Source organism: Aminobacter aminovorans, from assembly GCF_900445235.1.
GTDB classification, from domain to species: Bacteria; Pseudomonadota; Alphaproteobacteria; order Rhizobiales; family Rhizobiaceae; genus Aminobacter; species Aminobacter aminovorans.
In genome coordinates this window covers 4,076,903-4,094,107 of record NZ_UFSM01000001.1, presented here as the reverse complement: position 1 = coordinate 4,094,107, position 17,205 = coordinate 4,076,903, and the positions used below count along the sequence as shown (strand labels likewise).

Annotated in this window: 19 protein-coding genes; 3 read left to right on the top strand and 16 right to left on the bottom strand. The window is 64.2% G+C overall.

Translation table 11 applies throughout. From position 1 onward, the window contains the following. Window positions 1-38 precede the first annotated feature (38 nt). Complete coding sequence (locus DY201_RS20165; RefSeq protein ID WP_115732747.1) at window positions 39-656, bottom strand: general stress protein; 618 nt, start codon at window positions 654-656, stop codon at window positions 39-41. Between the two features lie 50 nt (window positions 657-706). Then, entirely contained in the window at window positions 707-1,018 is a 312-nt protein-coding gene (locus DY201_RS20160) for a PepSY domain-containing protein (protein WP_115732746.1), read from the bottom strand. Between the two features lie 347 nt (window positions 1,019-1,365). Between DY201_RS20160 and katE the strand changes: the two genes are divergently transcribed. Beyond that, complete coding sequence (katE, locus tag DY201_RS20155; protein WP_115732745.1) at window positions 1,366-3,465, top strand: catalase; 2,100 nt, start codon at window positions 1,366-1,368, stop codon at window positions 3,463-3,465. A gap of 173 nt (window positions 3,466-3,638) precedes the next feature. On the opposite strand, the gene DY201_RS20145 is transcribed toward katE, so the two are convergent. The 3 genes from DY201_RS20145 to DY201_RS20135 all read right to left on the bottom strand — a co-directional run bounded on the left by DY201_RS20145 (window position 3,639) and on the right by DY201_RS20135 (window position 7,000). Beyond that, on the bottom strand, window positions 3,639-4,715 hold the full coding sequence (locus DY201_RS20145) for an extracellular catalytic domain type 1 short-chain-length polyhydroxyalkanoate depolymerase (protein WP_115732743.1): 1,077 nt from the start codon (window positions 4,713-4,715) through the stop codon (window positions 3,639-3,641). Between the two features lie 204 nt (window positions 4,716-4,919). Next, entirely contained in the window at window positions 4,920-5,831 is a 912-nt protein-coding gene (locus DY201_RS20140) for a hypothetical protein (protein ID WP_115732742.1), read from the bottom strand. Window positions 5,832-6,103: 272 nt separating this feature from the next. Continuing rightward, the gene (locus tag DY201_RS20135; RefSeq protein WP_115732741.1) at window positions 6,104-7,000 is read right to left on the bottom strand and encodes a DMT family transporter; all 897 of its coding nucleotides are present in this window, start codon (window positions 6,998-7,000) and stop codon (window positions 6,104-6,106) included. Window positions 7,001-7,156: 156 nt separating this feature from the next. On the opposite strand from DY201_RS20135, the gene DY201_RS20130 reads away from it, so the two are divergent. Beyond that, window positions 7,157-8,044 carry a LysR family transcriptional regulator gene (locus tag DY201_RS20130; protein ID WP_115732740.1) on the top strand — a complete coding sequence of 296 codons (888 nt, stop codon included), beginning with the start codon at window positions 7,157-7,159 and terminating at the stop codon, window positions 8,042-8,044. A gap of 615 nt (window positions 8,045-8,659) precedes the next feature. Here the strand turns inward: DY201_RS20130 and DY201_RS28780 are convergent. The 8 genes from DY201_RS28780 to DY201_RS20090 form a co-directional block, all read right to left on the bottom strand. Beyond that, entirely contained in the window at window positions 8,660-8,854 is a 195-nt protein-coding gene (locus DY201_RS28780) for a hypothetical protein (protein WP_131922192.1), read from the bottom strand. A 143-nt stretch (window positions 8,855-8,997) separates the two neighbouring features. Beyond that, window positions 8,998-9,258, bottom strand: coding sequence for a hypothetical protein (locus DY201_RS20120; RefSeq protein WP_131922190.1), 261 nt, complete (start codon window positions 9,256-9,258; stop codon window positions 8,998-9,000). 112 nt (window positions 9,259-9,370) lie between these two features. Further along, entirely contained in the window at window positions 9,371-9,871 is a 501-nt protein-coding gene (locus DY201_RS20115; protein WP_115732737.1) for a hypothetical protein, read from the bottom strand. A 101-nt stretch (window positions 9,872-9,972) separates the two neighbouring features. Beyond that, window positions 9,973-10,281 (bottom strand): hypothetical protein, encoded by a 309-nt coding sequence (locus tag DY201_RS20110; RefSeq protein WP_131922188.1) that lies wholly within the window; start codon window positions 10,279-10,281, stop codon window positions 9,973-9,975. 54 nt (window positions 10,282-10,335) lie between these two features. Further along, a complete protein-coding gene (locus tag DY201_RS20105) occupies window positions 10,336-11,319 on the bottom strand; it encodes an SDR family oxidoreductase (protein ID WP_245432140.1) in 984 nt (327 codons plus the stop codon). Further along, window positions 11,319-11,462 carry a hypothetical protein gene (locus tag DY201_RS29130; RefSeq protein WP_165915780.1) on the bottom strand — a complete coding sequence of 48 codons (144 nt, stop codon included), beginning with the start codon at window positions 11,460-11,462 and terminating at the stop codon, window positions 11,319-11,321. Before DY201_RS29130 ends, DY201_RS20105 begins: the two co-directional genes overlap by 1 nt. 1,006 nt (window positions 11,463-12,468) lie before the next feature. Continuing rightward, the gene (gene arsK / locus DY201_RS20095) at window positions 12,469-13,695 is read right to left on the bottom strand and encodes an arsenite efflux MFS transporter ArsK (protein ID WP_115732734.1); all 1,227 of its coding nucleotides are present in this window, start codon (window positions 13,693-13,695) and stop codon (window positions 12,469-12,471) included. A gap of 40 nt (window positions 13,696-13,735) precedes the next feature. Then, on the bottom strand, window positions 13,736-14,053 hold the full coding sequence (locus tag DY201_RS20090) for an ArsR/SmtB family transcription factor (protein ID WP_067963858.1): 318 nt from the start codon (window positions 14,051-14,053) through the stop codon (window positions 13,736-13,738). A 121-nt stretch (window positions 14,054-14,174) separates the two neighbouring features. Here DY201_RS20090 and DY201_RS20085 point away from each other — a divergent pair, with 121 nt between their 5' ends. Continuing rightward, on the top strand, window positions 14,175-14,996 hold the full coding sequence (locus DY201_RS20085; RefSeq protein ID WP_425358739.1) for a sulfite exporter TauE/SafE family protein: 822 nt from the start codon (window positions 14,175-14,177) through the stop codon (window positions 14,994-14,996). A gap of 25 nt (window positions 14,997-15,021) precedes the next feature. Here the strand turns inward: DY201_RS20085 and arsH are convergent, their stop codons facing one another. Genes arsH through arsB form a run of 3 tightly spaced genes read right to left on the bottom strand, consistent with a single transcriptional unit; the run spans window position 15,022 to window position 17,205 of the window. Beyond that, window positions 15,022-15,747, bottom strand: coding sequence for an arsenical resistance protein ArsH (gene arsH, locus DY201_RS20080; protein ID WP_115732733.1), 726 nt, complete (start codon window positions 15,745-15,747; stop codon window positions 15,022-15,024). Next, complete coding sequence (gene arsC / locus DY201_RS20075; protein WP_115732732.1) at window positions 15,722-16,144, bottom strand: arsenate reductase (glutaredoxin); 423 nt, start codon at window positions 16,142-16,144, stop codon at window positions 15,722-15,724. Before arsC ends, arsH begins: the two co-directional genes overlap by 26 nt. Beyond that, the gene (gene arsB, locus DY201_RS20070; RefSeq protein WP_115732731.1) at window positions 16,144-17,205 is read right to left on the bottom strand and encodes an ACR3 family arsenite efflux transporter; all 1,062 of its coding nucleotides are present in this window, start codon (window positions 17,203-17,205) and stop codon (window positions 16,144-16,146) included. Before arsB ends, arsC begins: the two co-directional genes overlap by 1 nt.

Genomic DNA, 17,205 nt, shown 5'->3' with positions numbered 1-17,205 from the left:
ATGGGGGCCAGACTACGGGGGGCCAGACTACGGCGCGATCAGACCACCGGAGGGATGCGGGTGGCGTAGCGCCGGCGTTCTTCTTCGATGTCCTTGGGCGAGTACGGGTCGGCCGTTTCGTCGAAGGCCGTCCAGCCGCCATCGGCATAGGCTGCCCGGCGCTCGCTGACATCGACTGGATTGGCGTTGTGCAGGATGGACCTTGCGGTGTCTTCTTCAGCGCCTTCGGTGACGCGTGCGGTCACCAGCGTGCCACCCCGTCGCACGCCTTCGGCGTAGACATGGGCGTCTTCGGCGGGGACGCCGGAATCGGTCAATGCCCCGATGAGACCGCCAGTCGCACCGCCTGCGAGTGCACCGGCCGCAGCACCTGCGGCGGTCGCCGCCAGCCAGCCGGCTGCCACCACCGGGCCAACCCCGGGGATTGCCATGACGCCGAGGCCGGCGAGCAGGCCGCCTGTGCCGCCAACAAGGGCGCCGATGCCCGCGCCGGTGCCGGCAGCGTCTGCCGTATCCGACGAACGGGCGTCATATGAGCCGTCGACATTGCTCGCCACGACACTGATGTCGTCATGCGAAATGCCGGCTCGGTGCAGCTCTTCGACCGCTGCCTGTGCGTCGGAATAATGGTCGAACAATCCTGTCACACTTACCATGGTGATCTTCCTTCTACGTCCTGAAATGGGGTGAAAATGTTGGGCCCGGATTACTGGGCGACGACGTTGCCCTGGTAGTCGAGCGAAACGGCTGTTTCCTTGCCGTCCTTGGTCGCCTTGCCCTGCCAGATGCCGCTCTCGGCCTTGACCAGCGCCGTCACGTTCTGAAAGCCCGCCTCTTCGATCTTGGCCTTGGCTTGCGCTTCGGTGAAGCTGTTGGCGCCGGCTACCGGAGCCGTCGGATTGACAGTATCAGGCGTGGCAATGGCCGGCGTCTGAGGGTCGCTCGACGGCTGGGTCTGCGCCTGGGCATGGAAAGCCGTGGCAGCCAGAATGGCCGCGCTAAGTATAAGATTTTTCATTATTTTCTCCTGACTTGCGACAATAAAACCGTTGGCAGGACGATTGGTTCCCAAAAAGTGCCGGCACAATTTCGGCGCGCCGGCTCAGTCGGCCGCCTGGCATCCATGGCCGCTCGGACATATCAGCGGGGCGGCTCGGCGGGGCGGCCGGGATGTGGCCAATGCCGGCTCAGCCGGCGGGCGGCAGTGCCCACGCCAGTTTCATATGTTGCGGCCAGACTTCATTTCGCGAGCCCCCGTTTCATTTCGTGAGCCCCAACTTCATTTCGAGAACCAAGGGAACCGCACCGGCGTCGCGGCATTGAGGGTGATGTGCGCACCCGCACCCCCTCTCCAAGGAATGAGCAATGGCCAAGTCAACGAACCGCGGCAAGATTGCCACGATCCATGACCAGAAACTCCAGCGCGGCGAAGGCGGCGAGCTGCACCAGCTGGCCGAAGGCGCAACCCCCGTGCTGACCACCGCCCAGGGTGGCCCGGTCTCAGATGACCAGAATTCGCTGAAGATCGGCGCACGCGGACCGACCGCGCTGGAAGATTTCCATCTGCGCGAGAAGATCTTCCATTTCGACCATGAGCGCATCCCCGAGCGCGTCGTGCATGCCCGCGGCTATGGCGCGCATGGCTATTTCGAGACCTACAAGTCGCTGGCAAAATACACCCGCGCCGACATCTTCCAGCGTGCCGGTGAGAAGACCCCGGCCTTTGTCCGCTTCTCCACCGTCGCCGGCAGCAAGGGTTCGGTCGACCTGGCGCGCGACGTCCGCGGCTTTGCCGTCAAGCTCTACACCCAGGAGGGCAACTGGGACATCGTCGGCAACAACATCCCGGTGTTCTTCATCCAGGATGCGATCAAGTTTCCCGACATCATCCATGCGGTGAAGCCCGAGCCGGACAGCGGCTTTCCACAGGCGCAATCGGCCCACGACAATTTTTGGGACTTCATTTCGCTGACGCCCGAGAGCATGCACATGATCATGTGGGTGATGTCCGACCGGGCGATCCCGCGTTCGTTCAGGTTCATGGAGGGTTTCGGCGTCCATACCTTCCGGATGGTCAACGCCAGGGATGAATCGACCTTCGTCAAGTTCCACTGGAAGCCGAAGCTCGGCCTCCAGTCCGTGGTCTGGAACGAGGCGGTGAAGATCAACGGCGCCGATCCCGATTTCCATCGCCGCGACCTCTGGGACGCGATCAAGGCCGGCAATTTCCCGGAGTGGGAACTGCAGGTCCAGCTGTTCGACCAGGAGTTCGCCGACAGCTTCGACTTCGACGTGCTCGACGCCACCAAGCTCATTCCCGAAGAGCTGTTGCCGCCTGTCCCGGTCGGCCGCCTGGTGCTCGATCGCATGCCCGACAACTTCTTTGCCGAGACCGAGCAGGTTGCGTTCATGACGCAGAATGTGCCGCCCGGCATCGACTTCTCCAACGATCCGCTGCTGCAGGGCCGCAACTTCTCCTATCTCGACACCCAGATCAAAAGGCTGGGCAGCACCAACTTCACCCACATTCCGATCAACGCGCCCAAATGCCCGTTCCATCACTTCCAGCAGGACGGTCACATGGCCATGCGCAACCCGGTCGGCCGCGCCAACTACCAGCCGAATTCCTGGGGCGAGGGGCCGCGCGAATCCCCGCAGGCCGGGTTCCGCTCCTTTGCCGATGTCGAGGCCGGCCCCAAGCAGCGGCTACGTGCTGAAAGCTTCGCCGATCACTACAGCCAGGCGCGACAATTCTACCTGAGCCAGAGCCCGCCGGAGCAGGCCCATATCGCAGCGGCGCTGACCTTTGAACTCGCCAAGGTGAAAACACCGGTCATCCGTGAGCGCATGGTGTCGCATCTGCTCAATGTCGATCGCGGCCTGGCCAATGGCGTCGCCGCCAATCTGGGCCTCCAGTCCATGCCCAAGGCCGCCGACGCTGCCATCGCGACACGCCAGGATCTCGAGCCGGCAGCTTCGCTCAGCATTCTCGCCAAGGGACCGGAGCGTTTCGAAGGACGAAAACTCGGCATTCTCGTCACCGACGGCACCGATGCCGCCCTGCTTTCGGCGCTCACCGACGCGATCGCCAAGGCCGGGGCCAACTTCGAGATCATCGCGCCGAAAGTCGGCGGCGCCAAGCTGAGCGACGGCAAGCTCGTTGCCGCCGACCAGATGATCGCCGGGGCTCCCTCGGTGCTCTATGACGCTGTCGCGCTGCTGCCGGACGAGAAGGCAATGCCGGCCATCTCAGCCAATCCGGATGTTCGCGATTTCGTGTCCGATGCCTTCGCGCATTGCAAGTTCATCGGCCATGTCACGGCCGCCAGGGCGCTGATCGAGAAGGTCTGCGGCAATGGCGCACCGGACGATGACGGCGTCATCCACCTTGCCGCCGCGCAGGACATGCCGGCCTTCGTCGAGGCTCTCGGCAAATTGCGGATGTGGTCGAGAGAAGCGCGCTGACGCCTCAATGTCCAAGGCAGGCGAGCGGGCCCGGTGGTCCGCTCGCCTTGGCCGGAGCCGGCGCGTATCCCCTAGAGCGTTTCCGCTTTTCTTCGAACCGCGGAATCTCTCTATCTTCTTGTTTTTGCGCAATTCCTGACGGAAAACCGCTGCACACTTTTCCTGGAATTGCTCTAGCGCAGAAGCCCGGCCGATCGCAGCGCATCCTCGATTGTCCTGGTGATCCCCTCGGCGCGGGCCGGCCCGGCGGGAGCCGGCGCTGATACTCGTTTCTGCGGCAGCATGACCTCGGCCTGCGGGTCTGCAATGTTCCAGAATTGCGCGATGCGCTGCGTCGACGAGATGCCGGCGTCGATCATGAACGGGCCGGGTGCGCCGATGCCATCTGCGGCCAGCGGGGTGCCGTGCCCCATCCCCTTGATGCGATACTGTTCGATCACCTCCCGTCCGGCGCCGTCCTTCCAGACGATACGGCTGTGGCCGTCGACCATGGTCGTCCAGGGCGTCGCTTCATCGTCGATGCCGTGAAGGGTCCGCCATTGGCCGACGATGTCGTCGGCGTTCGATCCGACGACGATCTGGTCGGCCGAGCCGTGCCAGACGGAAAGTGTCGGCCATGGGCCCGTGTGGGGCGAGGCGGCGCGCAGCAGCTGCTGAAGCCGCCCCTCCGAGGGGCCGCCATGGCCGCGCATGCGGTCGAAGGCGGTCGGGATCGAATTGGCCGTGCCAAAGGGCAATCCGGCGATGATGGCGCCGCCGGCAAACACCTCCGGATAGGTCGCCAGCATCACCGACGTCATCGCGCCGCCGGCCGAGAGCCCGGTGATGAAGATCCGCTTGCGATCGAGGCCATGCGCCACGACCATCGCCTCGATCATCTGGCGGATCGAAAGCGGCTCGCCGCTGTTGCGGTTCATGTCGCCCGGCTCGAACCAGTTGAAGCAGAGATTGGCATTGTTGGCGCGCTGCTGCTCGGGAAACAGCAGCGCAAATCCCTGGCTGTCGGCAAGGGCGGACCAGCCGGCGCCCCTGTCGTAGCCAGCCGCGGTCTGGGTGCAGCCATGAAGCACCACGACCAGCGGCGCTGTTGCGGGCAGATTCTCCGGAACATGGCTTCGGGCGCGCAGGGCACCGGGGTTCGAGCCGAAATTGACCAGATCCGAAAGCACATGGTCGTCATGCCGGCTGGGCTCGACCATGTGCGTACGGCGTGCGGCCAGGCGCGAGATCGTATCCGATAGGTTTCTCATGAGGGGTGTCCTGTTTCCGCAGTCCGAGCCGGACCGCGCCCTCCACAACGTCGGCGAGCCCCTATCGTTGCTGCACTGCACAATAAATCGCGCGGCTGCATTGCCGGCCGCGCAGGCACGAAAAAAAAGGCCCGCTGGGGTGCCACCCCAACAGGCCTTTGCTTGCGAACCAGGTCTCGGCCGATCAGGCCGGGACAGCGCTGTTCATCGGCGCGACAGGTAGACAACCTCTTCGTCGTCGCGCTGCTTGCCGCCCAATGTGGCTGCGGCACTGGCGATGAAGGCGCCGATGGCGAGCGACAGGGCGGCGACGAGCGCGAATGTGGCGCTGGCCTTGCGCGCGGTGTCGGCAGCCTCCTGGGCCTTGACCTTGGCGGCCTCGACGCTCGCAATCATGGCATCGACGCGCGCCTGGGCGTCGGCTTCCGACAGTCCCGTGCGGGCAGCAACCAGTTGCGACAGATAGGTGCGATCCGCGGCGGAAACCTCGCCGGCGGCAGCACTTGCAACCAGGATGCGGGACGCCTGCGCGGTGGCCTGTGCCGCATCAGCGGCATCGGCGCTGGCAAGCCGTGCCGGGTCCGACGGACGGAACAGAGTGTCGACGAAATAGGACGTCGCATTGTCCGTGGCTGAGGCTGGCCCCGAGCCGGCATTTGCGGCCGCGCCCATCGCCGCACCCGATGCGACGTTCGATGCGGCCTGAACCCCGCTACCCACGGCGGCGGACAGTGCCGAGCCGAGCACGCCGGCGACCAGCAGTGTCGCCAGCGCCCAGGCCAGGAAGCCATGGGCGGTGTCGCGGAAATACACCTCGTCGGTGTGGATCCCGACCCATTTGGTGCGCAACCGGCCGGTCAGGTAGCCGCCCAGGCCTGCCGACAGCCATTGCACCACGACCAGCCAGATGGCCGTCGAGACGGCGAAGGTGGTTGCGGAAACGCCCTGGCTGGACCAGGGCGAGACCATCGTCAGGCCGAGCCCGGACCCCAGCAGCATCAGGATCAGCGTGATCGCCGACGCGGTGAAAGCGCCGGCAATGACCGGGCCCCAGCTGACGGCGGGAACCGAGGATTCGACAGTGGAGACGTCCACCTGAGATACGTTGGTTTGCATGGAGGTCTCCTAGCGGACGAAAAGAAGAATGAGGATGATGATCGGGATTGGTATCCCGAGTAGCCAGAGCAAGATGCCGCGTCCCATGGTCGTCTCCTGTTGGATTGTCCTCCGGGAAAGCGCCGACACATCAAAAGGTTCCCATGCCGTCCGAGTGGAATCGTCCGGCTCGAGCTCGGCTGTTGCGCCGGGCCGCAGGCGCCGGGGCGGCATCCAGACGCCGGTTGCCGTAGCGGCTCGGCCGCCGTCCCCATGCCGCTGCCGCTTTGCGCTCAGTTCCGCGACGTCATCCAGACGCCGACCAGAGTCACCGCCAGCCCGACGAACATCGCAGCAGTCAGCGGCTCCGAAAACAGCATCCATGCCCAGATCATCGTCACCGGCGGGCTGAGGTAGATGGCGGCACTGACCTTGGCGACCGGGAACAGGCGCAGGCTGGTGTAGTAGACGGCATAGGCGAGGAAGGTTGCGATCAGCACCAGCCAGGCGATGCCGATGGCGAAGTCTCTTGTCATCGGGGGAGCAAGGCTGCCCTGTGCCGCCGCGCACAGGCCGAACAGGACCGACCCCGTCAGCGTGTGAATGCAAAGGCTCTGGTGGACCGGCATATGCCGGGCCTTGCGTCTCCTGTGCAGGACGGAGGCGAAAGCGAAGACCAGCATCGATCCGACCGTCAGGCCATATGCCCACACCGGGGCGGTGCCGAAACCGAGACTGTCGAAGGACACGATCATAACCCCGGTGACGGCAATCGCGGTGCCTGCCCATTGCCGGGAGGTCAGCCGCTCGCCGAGCAGAGGTTGCGAGAGCACGGCGATAGCCAGGGGCAGGAGGTCGGCGATCAGAGCGACCAGCCCGGTCGGCACCTTTTGCTCGATGGCCAGCGCAAAACCGCCGAGATAGAGAAACACCGCCATGACGCCGAACAGCGCCTGGTCGCCGATCGCGCGCAGCGACATGGCCGGCCCGAAGGCCAGTGCGAAGGGCAGCAGGATCAGGCCTGAAAGCAATGTCCGCCAGAACAGCAGCAGCATGACCCCAGCCTCCTGGTTGGCATAGCGGATGCCGACGAAACCTGAGCTCCATCCGATGATCAGAAGGGTGGCGAGCAGCGGCCACAACAGCGGATGGCGACTCGCCGTGGCGGCGGAAAGGGCAGTTTCGGTCATGGGGCCTCTGTGGCGCGGAATGCCGCCTCCGGTAGAGGGAAAGCACCGCCATCGCACATGACAAATATAGATCAAGACATGACACGGCATTAAAGGATGTCATGTCGGAAGCAGCCTGTGCTAGGTTCGCGCCGGGAACATGCGACGGATGGGACGATGACCGAGCTGAACAGTCGCCGCCTGGAAATCGATGCGTTGCGGGCGCTTGCCGCAATCCGCAGGCATGGCGGCATCACCCGGGCAGCAACAGCGCTCGGGCTTTCGCAGTCCGCCGTCAGCCACAAGATCAGGCGGCTCGAAGTGAGCCTCGACTGCGAACTGCTCGGACGCAAAGCGGGTGCGCCGATGTTCACTTCCGCCGGCGAAGAGCTGCTCGACTATGCCGGGCGCATCCTTGGGCTGCATGACGAGGCGCTGTTGAGCCTGTCCAAATCTCCGCTCGCCGGCCGGCTGCTGCTCGGCTTCACCGAAGACACCGCCTGTACCGATCTGGCGCGCATCCTTGGCCGCTTCGGGCGGCTGCACCCTGATGTCTCGGTGCGCACCAGGGTGCGCATGAGCCTGGTCCTGCGCGCCATGCTGGAGCGCGGCGAACTGGATGCCGCCATCGTCCAGCTGTTCAGCCATGAGGTGCGCCCGACCGATGTCGTGCTCTACCGCGAAGGCCTCCACTGGGTGAAGCATCCCGACCTGACGATCCGGCGCAATCAAGCGATACCGTTCCTGTCGTTCGACGAGGAATGTTTCTATCGCCAGTGGGCGCTCGACATCGGCCGCGACGATGCGGTTCTCGAAACCGTGTTCGAGTGTTCGAGTGCCGCCGGCATCGTCTCGGCCGTCAATGCGGCAATGGGGGTCGCCTTGCTCAGCGACCGCCACATCCAGGGCGAAATGCAGATCATCACCGACCGGCTGCCGCCGCCGCCATCCCTGGCCTATGTCGTGCGGCGGGCGCGCAGGTCGCGCAATCCGGCGCTCGACAGCCTGGTCCGGGAAATCGAACAGGACATCGGTCGCAAGGGCGGTCTGGCTTTGGCCGGATGAGGGTGGAACACCTGCCGATCCGGCCGTGAGCCGCCCCGTCCATCGAACCCGCCGGCGGCGTGCCGCTTGCTGGTGCGGAGTCCGTCTTCACCCGTCGGCGGTCCACTCCTGCGGCTGGCGACCCCGCAGGCCATGACAAAGGCATAGGCCATGACAAAGACATGGGCCATGACAAAGACATGATGCCAAAGACATCCCGCAAGGCGGCCGACAGGGGGCGGTGCGCGAGGCGGCGATGCCGTTTCCATCGCGCCCCCGACTGCCAGGAACGGGCCAGGAGCGGCCTTTTTCGTCGATGGAAATTCCCTTGGGGAACCAGAAGCGACTTTCTGCGTTTCCTGTAGCGGAGCGATCCCCCACCCGCCCCACCAACATCGCTCCAGCATGAATGAAGGTCTGCCGGTTTGCCCCCCGGCAGGCCTTTTTCATTTCTGAAGCCGACGGAATTTGCTGGTCAAACCGCGGGGATCTTGCTGCGCAGGAATGCCGGACCATGGAACCCGTGCGCGCCACCGTCGAGGCGCGCGCCGTCAACCATGCGGCATCGAGGAAGAGCCGGTTTCGACCGGTCCGACCGGGCAAGGGCGCTGCGCGGTACGGCGCCGATGCCGCCTGTCAGGCAGCCGGCTTGCCGATCTGGTCGCCACGGCAGCTGTCTATGCCGGGCTCGCGCTCGATGCCAGGCTCGCGCTCGATGCCCGGCTCGTGCTCGAAGCAAGGCTCGCGGGCGATGCCGGGCTCGCGCTCGATGCCCGGCTCGCGGCCGAGTTCGATCTCGCCGTCACGTTCGATCTGGGCGCAGCCCGGCAAGGTGAACGAAAGGATGGAACCTCGCGGCCGTTTTCGAGTTGAAATGGTGCACAGGCGTAGCCGTTTTCGTCCCTTTCCCGGCTGCGCATCCTAGAACTTGACGGCCTGCCGACGGAGACGTGGGCAGGCCTCTCTTTGTTGCATCAGCGCTTCGGCTTGCGCTGAAGCTTTTCGACGTCCTTGTGGGGTGCGGTGTCGGGCTGGTTTTCGTCGGCGTCCGGATTGGCTGACGGGTCGTCCCGCGTGTCTCGTGTCGGTTTGTGGTTGGGCGTCGGTTCGTTCCTGGTCGTCGGTTTGTCAGTCTGTTTGTCCTGGGGCGTCGGTTTCACCCTGGGCGTCGGTGTATCAGGGGGCAGTGCCGGCCTGGGTTCGGCTGGGCTTTGCCGCGTTGCTGTCTTGACCATGGTGGGTCTCCGTTTCCTGTCAACAACCCGCCGTGCTCACCTAGGGTTCCCCCCTGAGCGAAGGACGCCGCCCGGCTCAAGAAATGTGCGTCTGTAAAGGAGCCGCCTTAGGTTAGTTGCGGCTGAAGGCGATATCAGCGGTCACCACTTTGTTTCCAGTCTGCGGGTGTCGTTCGACCGTGACGATGCGCATTTCGCCGGCAATCCTGCTCGCCACCTGCATGGTGGCGACCCGCGCGCCGGAGCCGCGGTCAGGCCAGTTGATCTGCAGCGTGACCGTATCGCCGCTGCGTCTGCCGGCAAGGCTGGCCGCACCGCGACGTGAACCGACATAGGTGCCGGAATAACGCGACCCTTCGGCGCGCAGATCGACGCCTATGCGCCGGGAAAAGACGATTTTCGCCCGGCAATTGCCGTCCAGATTGAGCGAAGCGCCCGTGCTGCGCGATTGCAGCGTGCAGACGACCGGGACCGGCGCCGTATCTGGCCTCAGCCGGACCTGGCCGGAGCCCTGCCAGCTGCCGGAAAGCGTTTGAAGAAAGTCCTTCTCCGCAACAACGGCCGCCGACATGGACATCAGTGCCAGCGGTATTGCCAACAAAGCCCTGGTCATCTCATTCCCCTCTCGAGGTTGCGAGGCGAGCCCTCTGTCGGGACGGGCCGGCCGGGCATTGCATGGATCATGCCGCAAGCGCCTGGCGATCGGCCTTGCTCTCAGCCGACGGCATCAGCGCCTTGCAGCGGCGGTCTCCGACACCCTTGGTCGGCATCTTGTCGGGGCATCTGGTCCCCGCCGTGGCGACAACGATCGAATGCCGCCGTGGTTCCCGGGCTGGATGGCAGCCTCTGTTGGAGGCTGCGTATACAGGCCTCGATCTCGGCCAGTTCGGCCAGCCATGGCGTCTCGCCGGGAGCGTAGAGGGCGCGATGCAGGCTGCGAAGATTGGCATCGAGGTTGCGCAGACGACCGATCTTCTCATCTGTGGAAAGATCCGGGTTGTCGACGATTTCGGGCGGCAACATGGCGCTCACCTTTGCATGCACGTGTCGTGCCGGCCTGTTGAGGCAGGCATTTGGTCAGTAGCCGCCGATGATCGGCAGGATCTCGCCGGTGATGTAGCTGGAACAGTGCGAGGAGGCGAGGAAGACATAGGCGGGTGCGATTTCCTCCGGCTGTGCCGGGCGCTTCATCGGGGTCTTGGCGCCGAACTGCGCGACGTCCTGCGCCTGCTTGTCGGACGGGTTCAACGGCGTCCAGACCGGTCCGGGTGCGATGGCGTTGACCCTGATGCCGCGATCGACAAGATTGGCTGCAAGCGCCCTGGTGAAGGCATGGATGCCGCCCTTGGTCATCGAATAGTCGACCAGCTCCTTGCTGCCTCTGATGCCGGTCACCGAGCCGGTGTTCAGAATGACGGCGCCTGGCCCCATATGCGCGAGCGCTGCCTTCGACATGTGGAAATAGCCGTAGAGGTTGACCTTGAGGGTGGTGTCGAAATGCGCCTCGGTGAGGTCGGCGACATCGGCGGAATGCACCTGGAAAGCAGCATTGTTGACGAGGATATCGAGCTTGCCGAACGCCTTGACCGTCCTGGCCACCGCCTTGCGGCATGCGCCGGGCGAACTGACGTCACCGCGAACAAGGATGCATTTGCGGCCTTCCGCTTCGACGGCGAGCCTGGTCTGCCTGGCATCGCTGTCTTCGCTGAGGTAGCTGATGGCGACGTCGGCGCCCTCCCGGGCAAACAGCACCGCAACCGCCCGACCGATGCCGGAATCGCCGCCGGTGATGAGGGCGACCTTGCCGGCGAGCTTTTGCGAGCCGAGATAATAGGGCGCGTCATACATCGGCGCCGGCTCGACAGACGTTTCGTGGCCGGGCTTCGGCAGATGCTGCCTTGGAAAGGGCGGCGTTGGATAGGGTCTGGCGCCGGCCTGCATCGCCTTTGGCGCCCTGGCCTTGCGCTGCGTCTCGTTCTTGCTCTTGTCGACCTTGTCGACCTTTGCCTGGATCGCGTTGCCTGGCTGCGGCGGCGCGGGGCTGTGCGGAAGCCACGGGATCAACCTTCCGCCTTGAATGTCCTGGCGAGCTCATCGAGTTTCCGCCGGTCGCGGCCATTGCGCTTGACAAGTTCGGCCGCCTGAAGCGGCGACAGGTCGCTGGTTTCCGTAAGGTGCCTGACCAGTTCGTCATCGATGGCCATGGCTGGGTCTGCCAGGGCTGGGTTTGTTGGGGGGCGGGTTGGCAGGGGTGGGGTCGTCGGTTTCATCGGGGCGCGCTCCGCATGGTTCCTGAACTGAGGAAATCCCGCCGGACAGGGTTGGTTCCATCTTATGCGTCGATGCCGAGGCGCCGGCAGGTCGCAACGGGGCAATCAGGCCCGCCTGGCCCATCGGACTGCCTCAAGTCGGGTTGCCTCAAGTCGGGCGGCCCGTTGCGCTGAATGCGGGCCGGCGCATTCATCCCGCGCATTCATCCCGCGTATTGATCGATGCAAGGCGTCGCCTCGGCCTATGCCCACCCGCTGCCGGATCTTGCGCCTGGCTTTCGACGATCAGCATCAATAGACGCGACGGGTGGGGATGCGAAGGATAGGTGGCAAAGGGAAGGGTTACGGGGGGCAGGGCGGATTGCCGGGAACCCGTGGCCCGGTCGGAGATTATGTTGGCGGAGTGCGTGCTCCCTCCGCAGCGCTCCACGCAGCGGGCCTGCCGTTTCCAGCCGGTAGCGGCAGGCCTCGCGCGACCGCCTTTGCTGTCAAACGTCCAGGCGCCTGATGCGCCCTTTGTCGATCCGGAATATTCCGCTTGTGCCGCCCTGGCGTGCGAAGTCGGTTTGCAGGTCATCCCAAGTGCCAAGAAACTGGCCGCAATCTGCACAGGTGATTGCAGTGCTGGGGGCCGCATCGGTTGGTATTCTCAGCCTGATGGTCCCACAGAAGGGGCATTCCAGCTTATGATTGAGATAGCCGTCTGACATGTCACACTCTCCCCGTGATGGTCGCGACGAGGCGTCGAAGGGGTTGTTGCTCAAGGGAAAGAGCCGCCCACCCCGACAGCGACCGAATTATAGACCGATGCGTTTGTCATTTCCACATCTGCATAGGTGGCGCGTCATGTCGGGTACTTCGGCGGCTCGATAGGCGGCTCTCCACGCCGGCCAATGGCGCCGCTCCAACCCCAGGCCCCTGGCGTTCGCCGCCATGCGGATCACGTCTCCGGCACCATTTCAGTTTCGCGGCGGCGCCAGCCGATACTCGCAAAGGCGATGGCAGCCGCGATGCCGAGGACGATGGCGATGGCGAGCGCGGGCCAGGTTCCAAAACGCGCCATCAGCACTGAAAAGAGAAACGGCGCCAGCGCCGATACGATCAATCTGATCGACGATATCTTGCCCAGCAACGCGCCATATCCATCGGAGCCGAACAGGGCCAGGGGCAGGGACCCCTGGACAATGCTGGTCAATCCCGAACCGAGGCCGAAAAGGATGGCGAAAGCCGCCGCACCCCAGATCCAGGGAGCAGACACCAGCAAGGTCGACAATCCTGCGACGAGGAACGTGGCGGAGATCACCGCCAGCACCAGCTGGGACAGGCCCCGGCCGGCCAGCATGTTGATGAAGCGGCTGAACACCTGGGAGGGGCCGAACAGTGTGCCCACCAGCACGGCACTGGCTCCAAGCCCGACGGCGCCGAGCAGCGGAACCATGTGGACGAGCAGCGCCGACAGGACGAAGCCTTCGAGCGCGAATCCCAGGCCCATCAGGGTGAACGCCCTGCGGCGATCCCAGGATGCGACGCTTCCTTCGATCGCCGCAGCGGCTCCGGCCGTGTGCTTGCCGCCGCGGCGATCGGCGTTCATCGCGCGTGCCAGCCAGCAATGAAACGGCAGGCACACAGCCAGATGCAGGACCGCGAAGGCCAGATAGACCTGCCGCCATGTCAGATGCGCGTGCAGTTCGGTGGTGATCGGCCAGAACAGGGTCGAGGCAAAACCGGCTATCAACGTCAGATGGGTGATGCTCTTCTGGCCGGTTTGCGGCGTGATCTGCACCAGGGCCGCAAAGGCCGCGTTGTAGAGGACGAAGGCCGAGGCAATCTCCATGGCGATCATGCCGGCGACGAAGGTCAGGCGACCGGGCGCGAGCGCGCACAAGACCAGCGACAAGGCCGCGACCAGCGACCCCAGGGCCATCATCGATCCTGCGCCATGACGATCGATGCGGCGGCCGATGGAAGGCGCGGCGAATCCGCCGATCAGCAAGGCGGCCGAAAAGACTGCGAATACCCATTCCTGCGTCCAGCCGAAATCCCTGGCCATCTCGGGCGCGAGGATGCTGAAGCTGTAATAGAGCGTGCCGTAGCCGATGATCTGGGTCAGGCCCAGGCCCCAGATGACAGTGCCGCGGCGGTGTTCAGTCGACAAGGGCGGTGCCATTTTCCATCTTTCCGGGATTATCGAAATAGTTGTCAAAAAACTATGCCGCGTTGTCTTTCGTCTGGGGGGAGCGAACGTCGGCGCAGCATTCGTCGGAGAGGAACCCGAGAAGGCCGTTCATTGCGGCGTAATTGGCACGGCAGATCAGTGTTGTTGCCTGGCGCTCCTGCCCAACGAGACCGGTGGCGATCAGTCGATGCAGATGATGGGAGAGGGTCGATGCGGCAATGCCGATCCTCTCCTGCAGATGGCCAACGGCCAGCCCCTGTTCGCCGGCGCGGACGAGGGCTCGGTAAATCCGTAGTCGCGTCGGGTTGCCGAGCGCTTCGAGCTGGGTTGCTGCTGTTTCGAGCTTCATGGAAATAGCTAGCGCTCATGGAGTGGCAACGTCAATGGGTATTTCGAGAATACTGGAAATATGACGGATGGACGACGAACGCTGTTGACGGCACCAACCCCGGACATCAGGAGTCGTTCGAATGCGACAGAAGGACGGGAACTGCATGGGGGACACTGAAGCGCCGACACGCTCCAAGGTGCAAGCATTTGGGAGCGGGGCGGTAATCGGGGCCTTGGGTGGCCTCATTGGCCTCGGCGGGGCGGAGTTTCGGCTGCCACTGCTGATCGGCCTGTTCCGGTTCCGGCCGCTGGAAGCAATCATCCTGAACAAGGCGATGAGCCTTGTCGTCGTTGCGTCTGCGCTTCCGTTCCGTATGCAAACCGTTCCCGCCACTGAGATTTTTCAGCATTGGGGAACAATTGCCAATCTGCTGGCCGGGAGCCTTCTGGGCGCTTGGTTCGGAGCTGGCTGGGCAACCCGGTTGAGCTCGGAGATGCTATTCAGGATCATCGCCGTTCTTCTTGTGGTGATTGCCGCAGTATTGCTCTTCGGACATGGAGGAGCAGGTGGCGTTGGTCTCGCTGGCCCCTATCTGCTGGTCACTGGCGTGGTCGTAGGTTTCGTGATCGGCATAGTTGCTTCACTGCTCGGGGTCGCCGGCGGCGAACTCCTGATACCGACGCTCATTCTGCTGTTCGGTGCAGACATCAAGCTGGCTGGAAGCCTGTCGCTGGCGGTCAGCCTTCCGACAATGCTAGCCGGATTTGCCCGCTACAGCAGGGACCAGAGTTTTTCGGTCCTGAAGCGCAACCGGGCGTTTCTGCTGATCATGGCAGCGGGATCGATTGTAGGCAGCTATGTCGGTGGACGGCTGCTTGGCATCGTTCCCGACAATATCCTGCTGCCGATGCTGTCACTGGTCCTCGTTATCTCCGCCGTGAAGGTCTGGCAGCACCGCTGACGACCCCCACGACGGGACCAGATGCTCAGATGGCCTTGAGCCTGACGCGCGCCTCGAGCTTTTCGGCATCTTCCTTGCGTTCGCTGTAGCGGTTGGTCAGATAGTCCGAGACATCGCGGGTGAGCAGCGTGAACTTGACCAGCTCTTCCATCACGTCGACGACGCGGTCGTAGTAGGATGACGGCTTCATGCGGCCTTCGGGATCGAACTCCTGATAGGCCTTGGCGACCGAGCTCTGGTTCGGAATGGTAATCATCCGCATCCAGCGGCCGAGCACCCGCATCTGGTTGACCGCGTTGAACGACTGCGAGCCGCCGGAGACCTGCATCACAGCCAGAGTGCGCCCTTGCGTCGGCCTGATCGAGCCTGTGGCGAGCGGGATCCAGTCGATCTGCGATTTCATCACCCCGCTCATCGCCCCGTGACGCTCCGGGCTGGTCCAGACCTGGCCTTCCGACCACAGGGAGAGCTCGCGCAGTTCCTTGACCTTCGGGTGATCGGTCGGCGCGCCGTCCGGCAGGGGAAGGCCGGCGGGATCGAAGATGCGGGTCTCGGCGCCGAAATGGTCGAGCAGGCGGGCCGCTTCCTGGGTCAGCAAGCGGCTGTAGGAGCGCTCGCGGAGCGAGCCGTAGAGCAGCAATATCCTGGGACGGTGCGTGGAGAATGGCTGGGAAAGCCGGGCCGGGTCAGGAAGCTCGAGGGCTTCGGGCGTGATGTTGGGCAGGTCAGGCAACGCGGTTTCCCCGGGCATCGATCAGCACTTCGCCGTCCTCCTTGAGAAACGGCCCTTTTTGCGGAAGCGGCAGGATGTCGAGCACGATCTCGGACGGGCGGCTGAGCCGCACGCCCCATGGCGTGACGACGAACGGCCGGTTGATCAGGATCGGATGCGCAAGCATGGCGTCGAGAAGGTCGTCGTCGGTGAGCGTCGGGTCGTCGAGGCCGAGTTCGCCATAAGGCGTGCCCTTCTGCCTGATGGCCTCGCGTATGCTCAGGCCGGCCTTGGCGATCATGTCCTGCAGCACGGCGCGCGCGGGCGGCGTTTTCAGATAGTCGATCACGGTGGGCTCGACCCCGGCGTTGCGAATGAGCGCAAGCGTGTTGCGCGACGTGCCGCAGGCGGGGTTGTGGTAGATGGTGACGTCCATCAGACGGTCCTTTCGCTTTGTTTGGTGGCGGAAACGGCCGCGCCGCGCTCGTACCAGCCCTTGCTGCGGTTCACGATCCAGACGACCGACAGCATCACCGGAACCTCGACCAGCACGCCGACGACGGTTGCAAGTGCCGCACCCGAGCTGAAGCCGAACAGGCTGATGGCGGCGGCGACCGCCAGCTCGAAGAAATTGGAAGCGCCGATCAGCGCCGACGGACCCGCAACGCAATGCTGCTCGCCCGAGAGGCGGTTGAGCAGATAGGCCAGGCCCGAATTCAGATAGACCTGGATCAGGATCGGCACCGCCAGCAGCGCGATGATCGCCGGCTGGGCGATGATCTGCTCGCCCTGGAAGCCGAACAAAAGCACCAGCGTAGCCAAAAGCGCCACCAGCGAAAGCGGCTGCAGCGTCTGCAGCAGCCGGTCGAGTGCCGTCTGGCCGCCCGAGGCGAGCAGCCGGCGTCTGATCAGCTGGGCGATGACAACAGGAATGACGATGTAGAGAACCACCGACAGGACCAGCGTGCCCCAGGGAACGGTGATCGCGGACAGGCCGAGCAGCAGGCCGACGATCGGCGCGAACGCAACCACCATGATGGCATCGTTGAGCGCCACCTGCGACAGGGTGAAATGGGGTTCGCCCCTGGTCAGGTTGGACCAGACGAAGACCATGGCCGTGCAGGGGGCGGCCGCCAGGATGATCAGCCCTGCAATGTAGGAATCGATCTGGTCCGCGGGCAGATACGGGCGGAACAGCCAGCCGATGAAGAGCCAGCCGAGCAGCGCCATCGAGAACGGCTTCACCGCCCAGTTGATGAACAGCGTGACGCCGATGCCGCGCCAATGCCTGCCGACCTCGCCCATGGCGGCGAAATCGATCTTCAGCAGCATCGGGATGATCATCAGCCAGATCAGCACGGCGACCGGGATGTTCACCTTGGCGATCTCGGCGCCGCCGATGGCGTGGAAGACGGCTGGCATCAGATGGCCAAGGGCGATGCCCACGACGATGCACAGCGCGACCCAGAGGGTCAGGTAACGTTCGAATGTCGACAT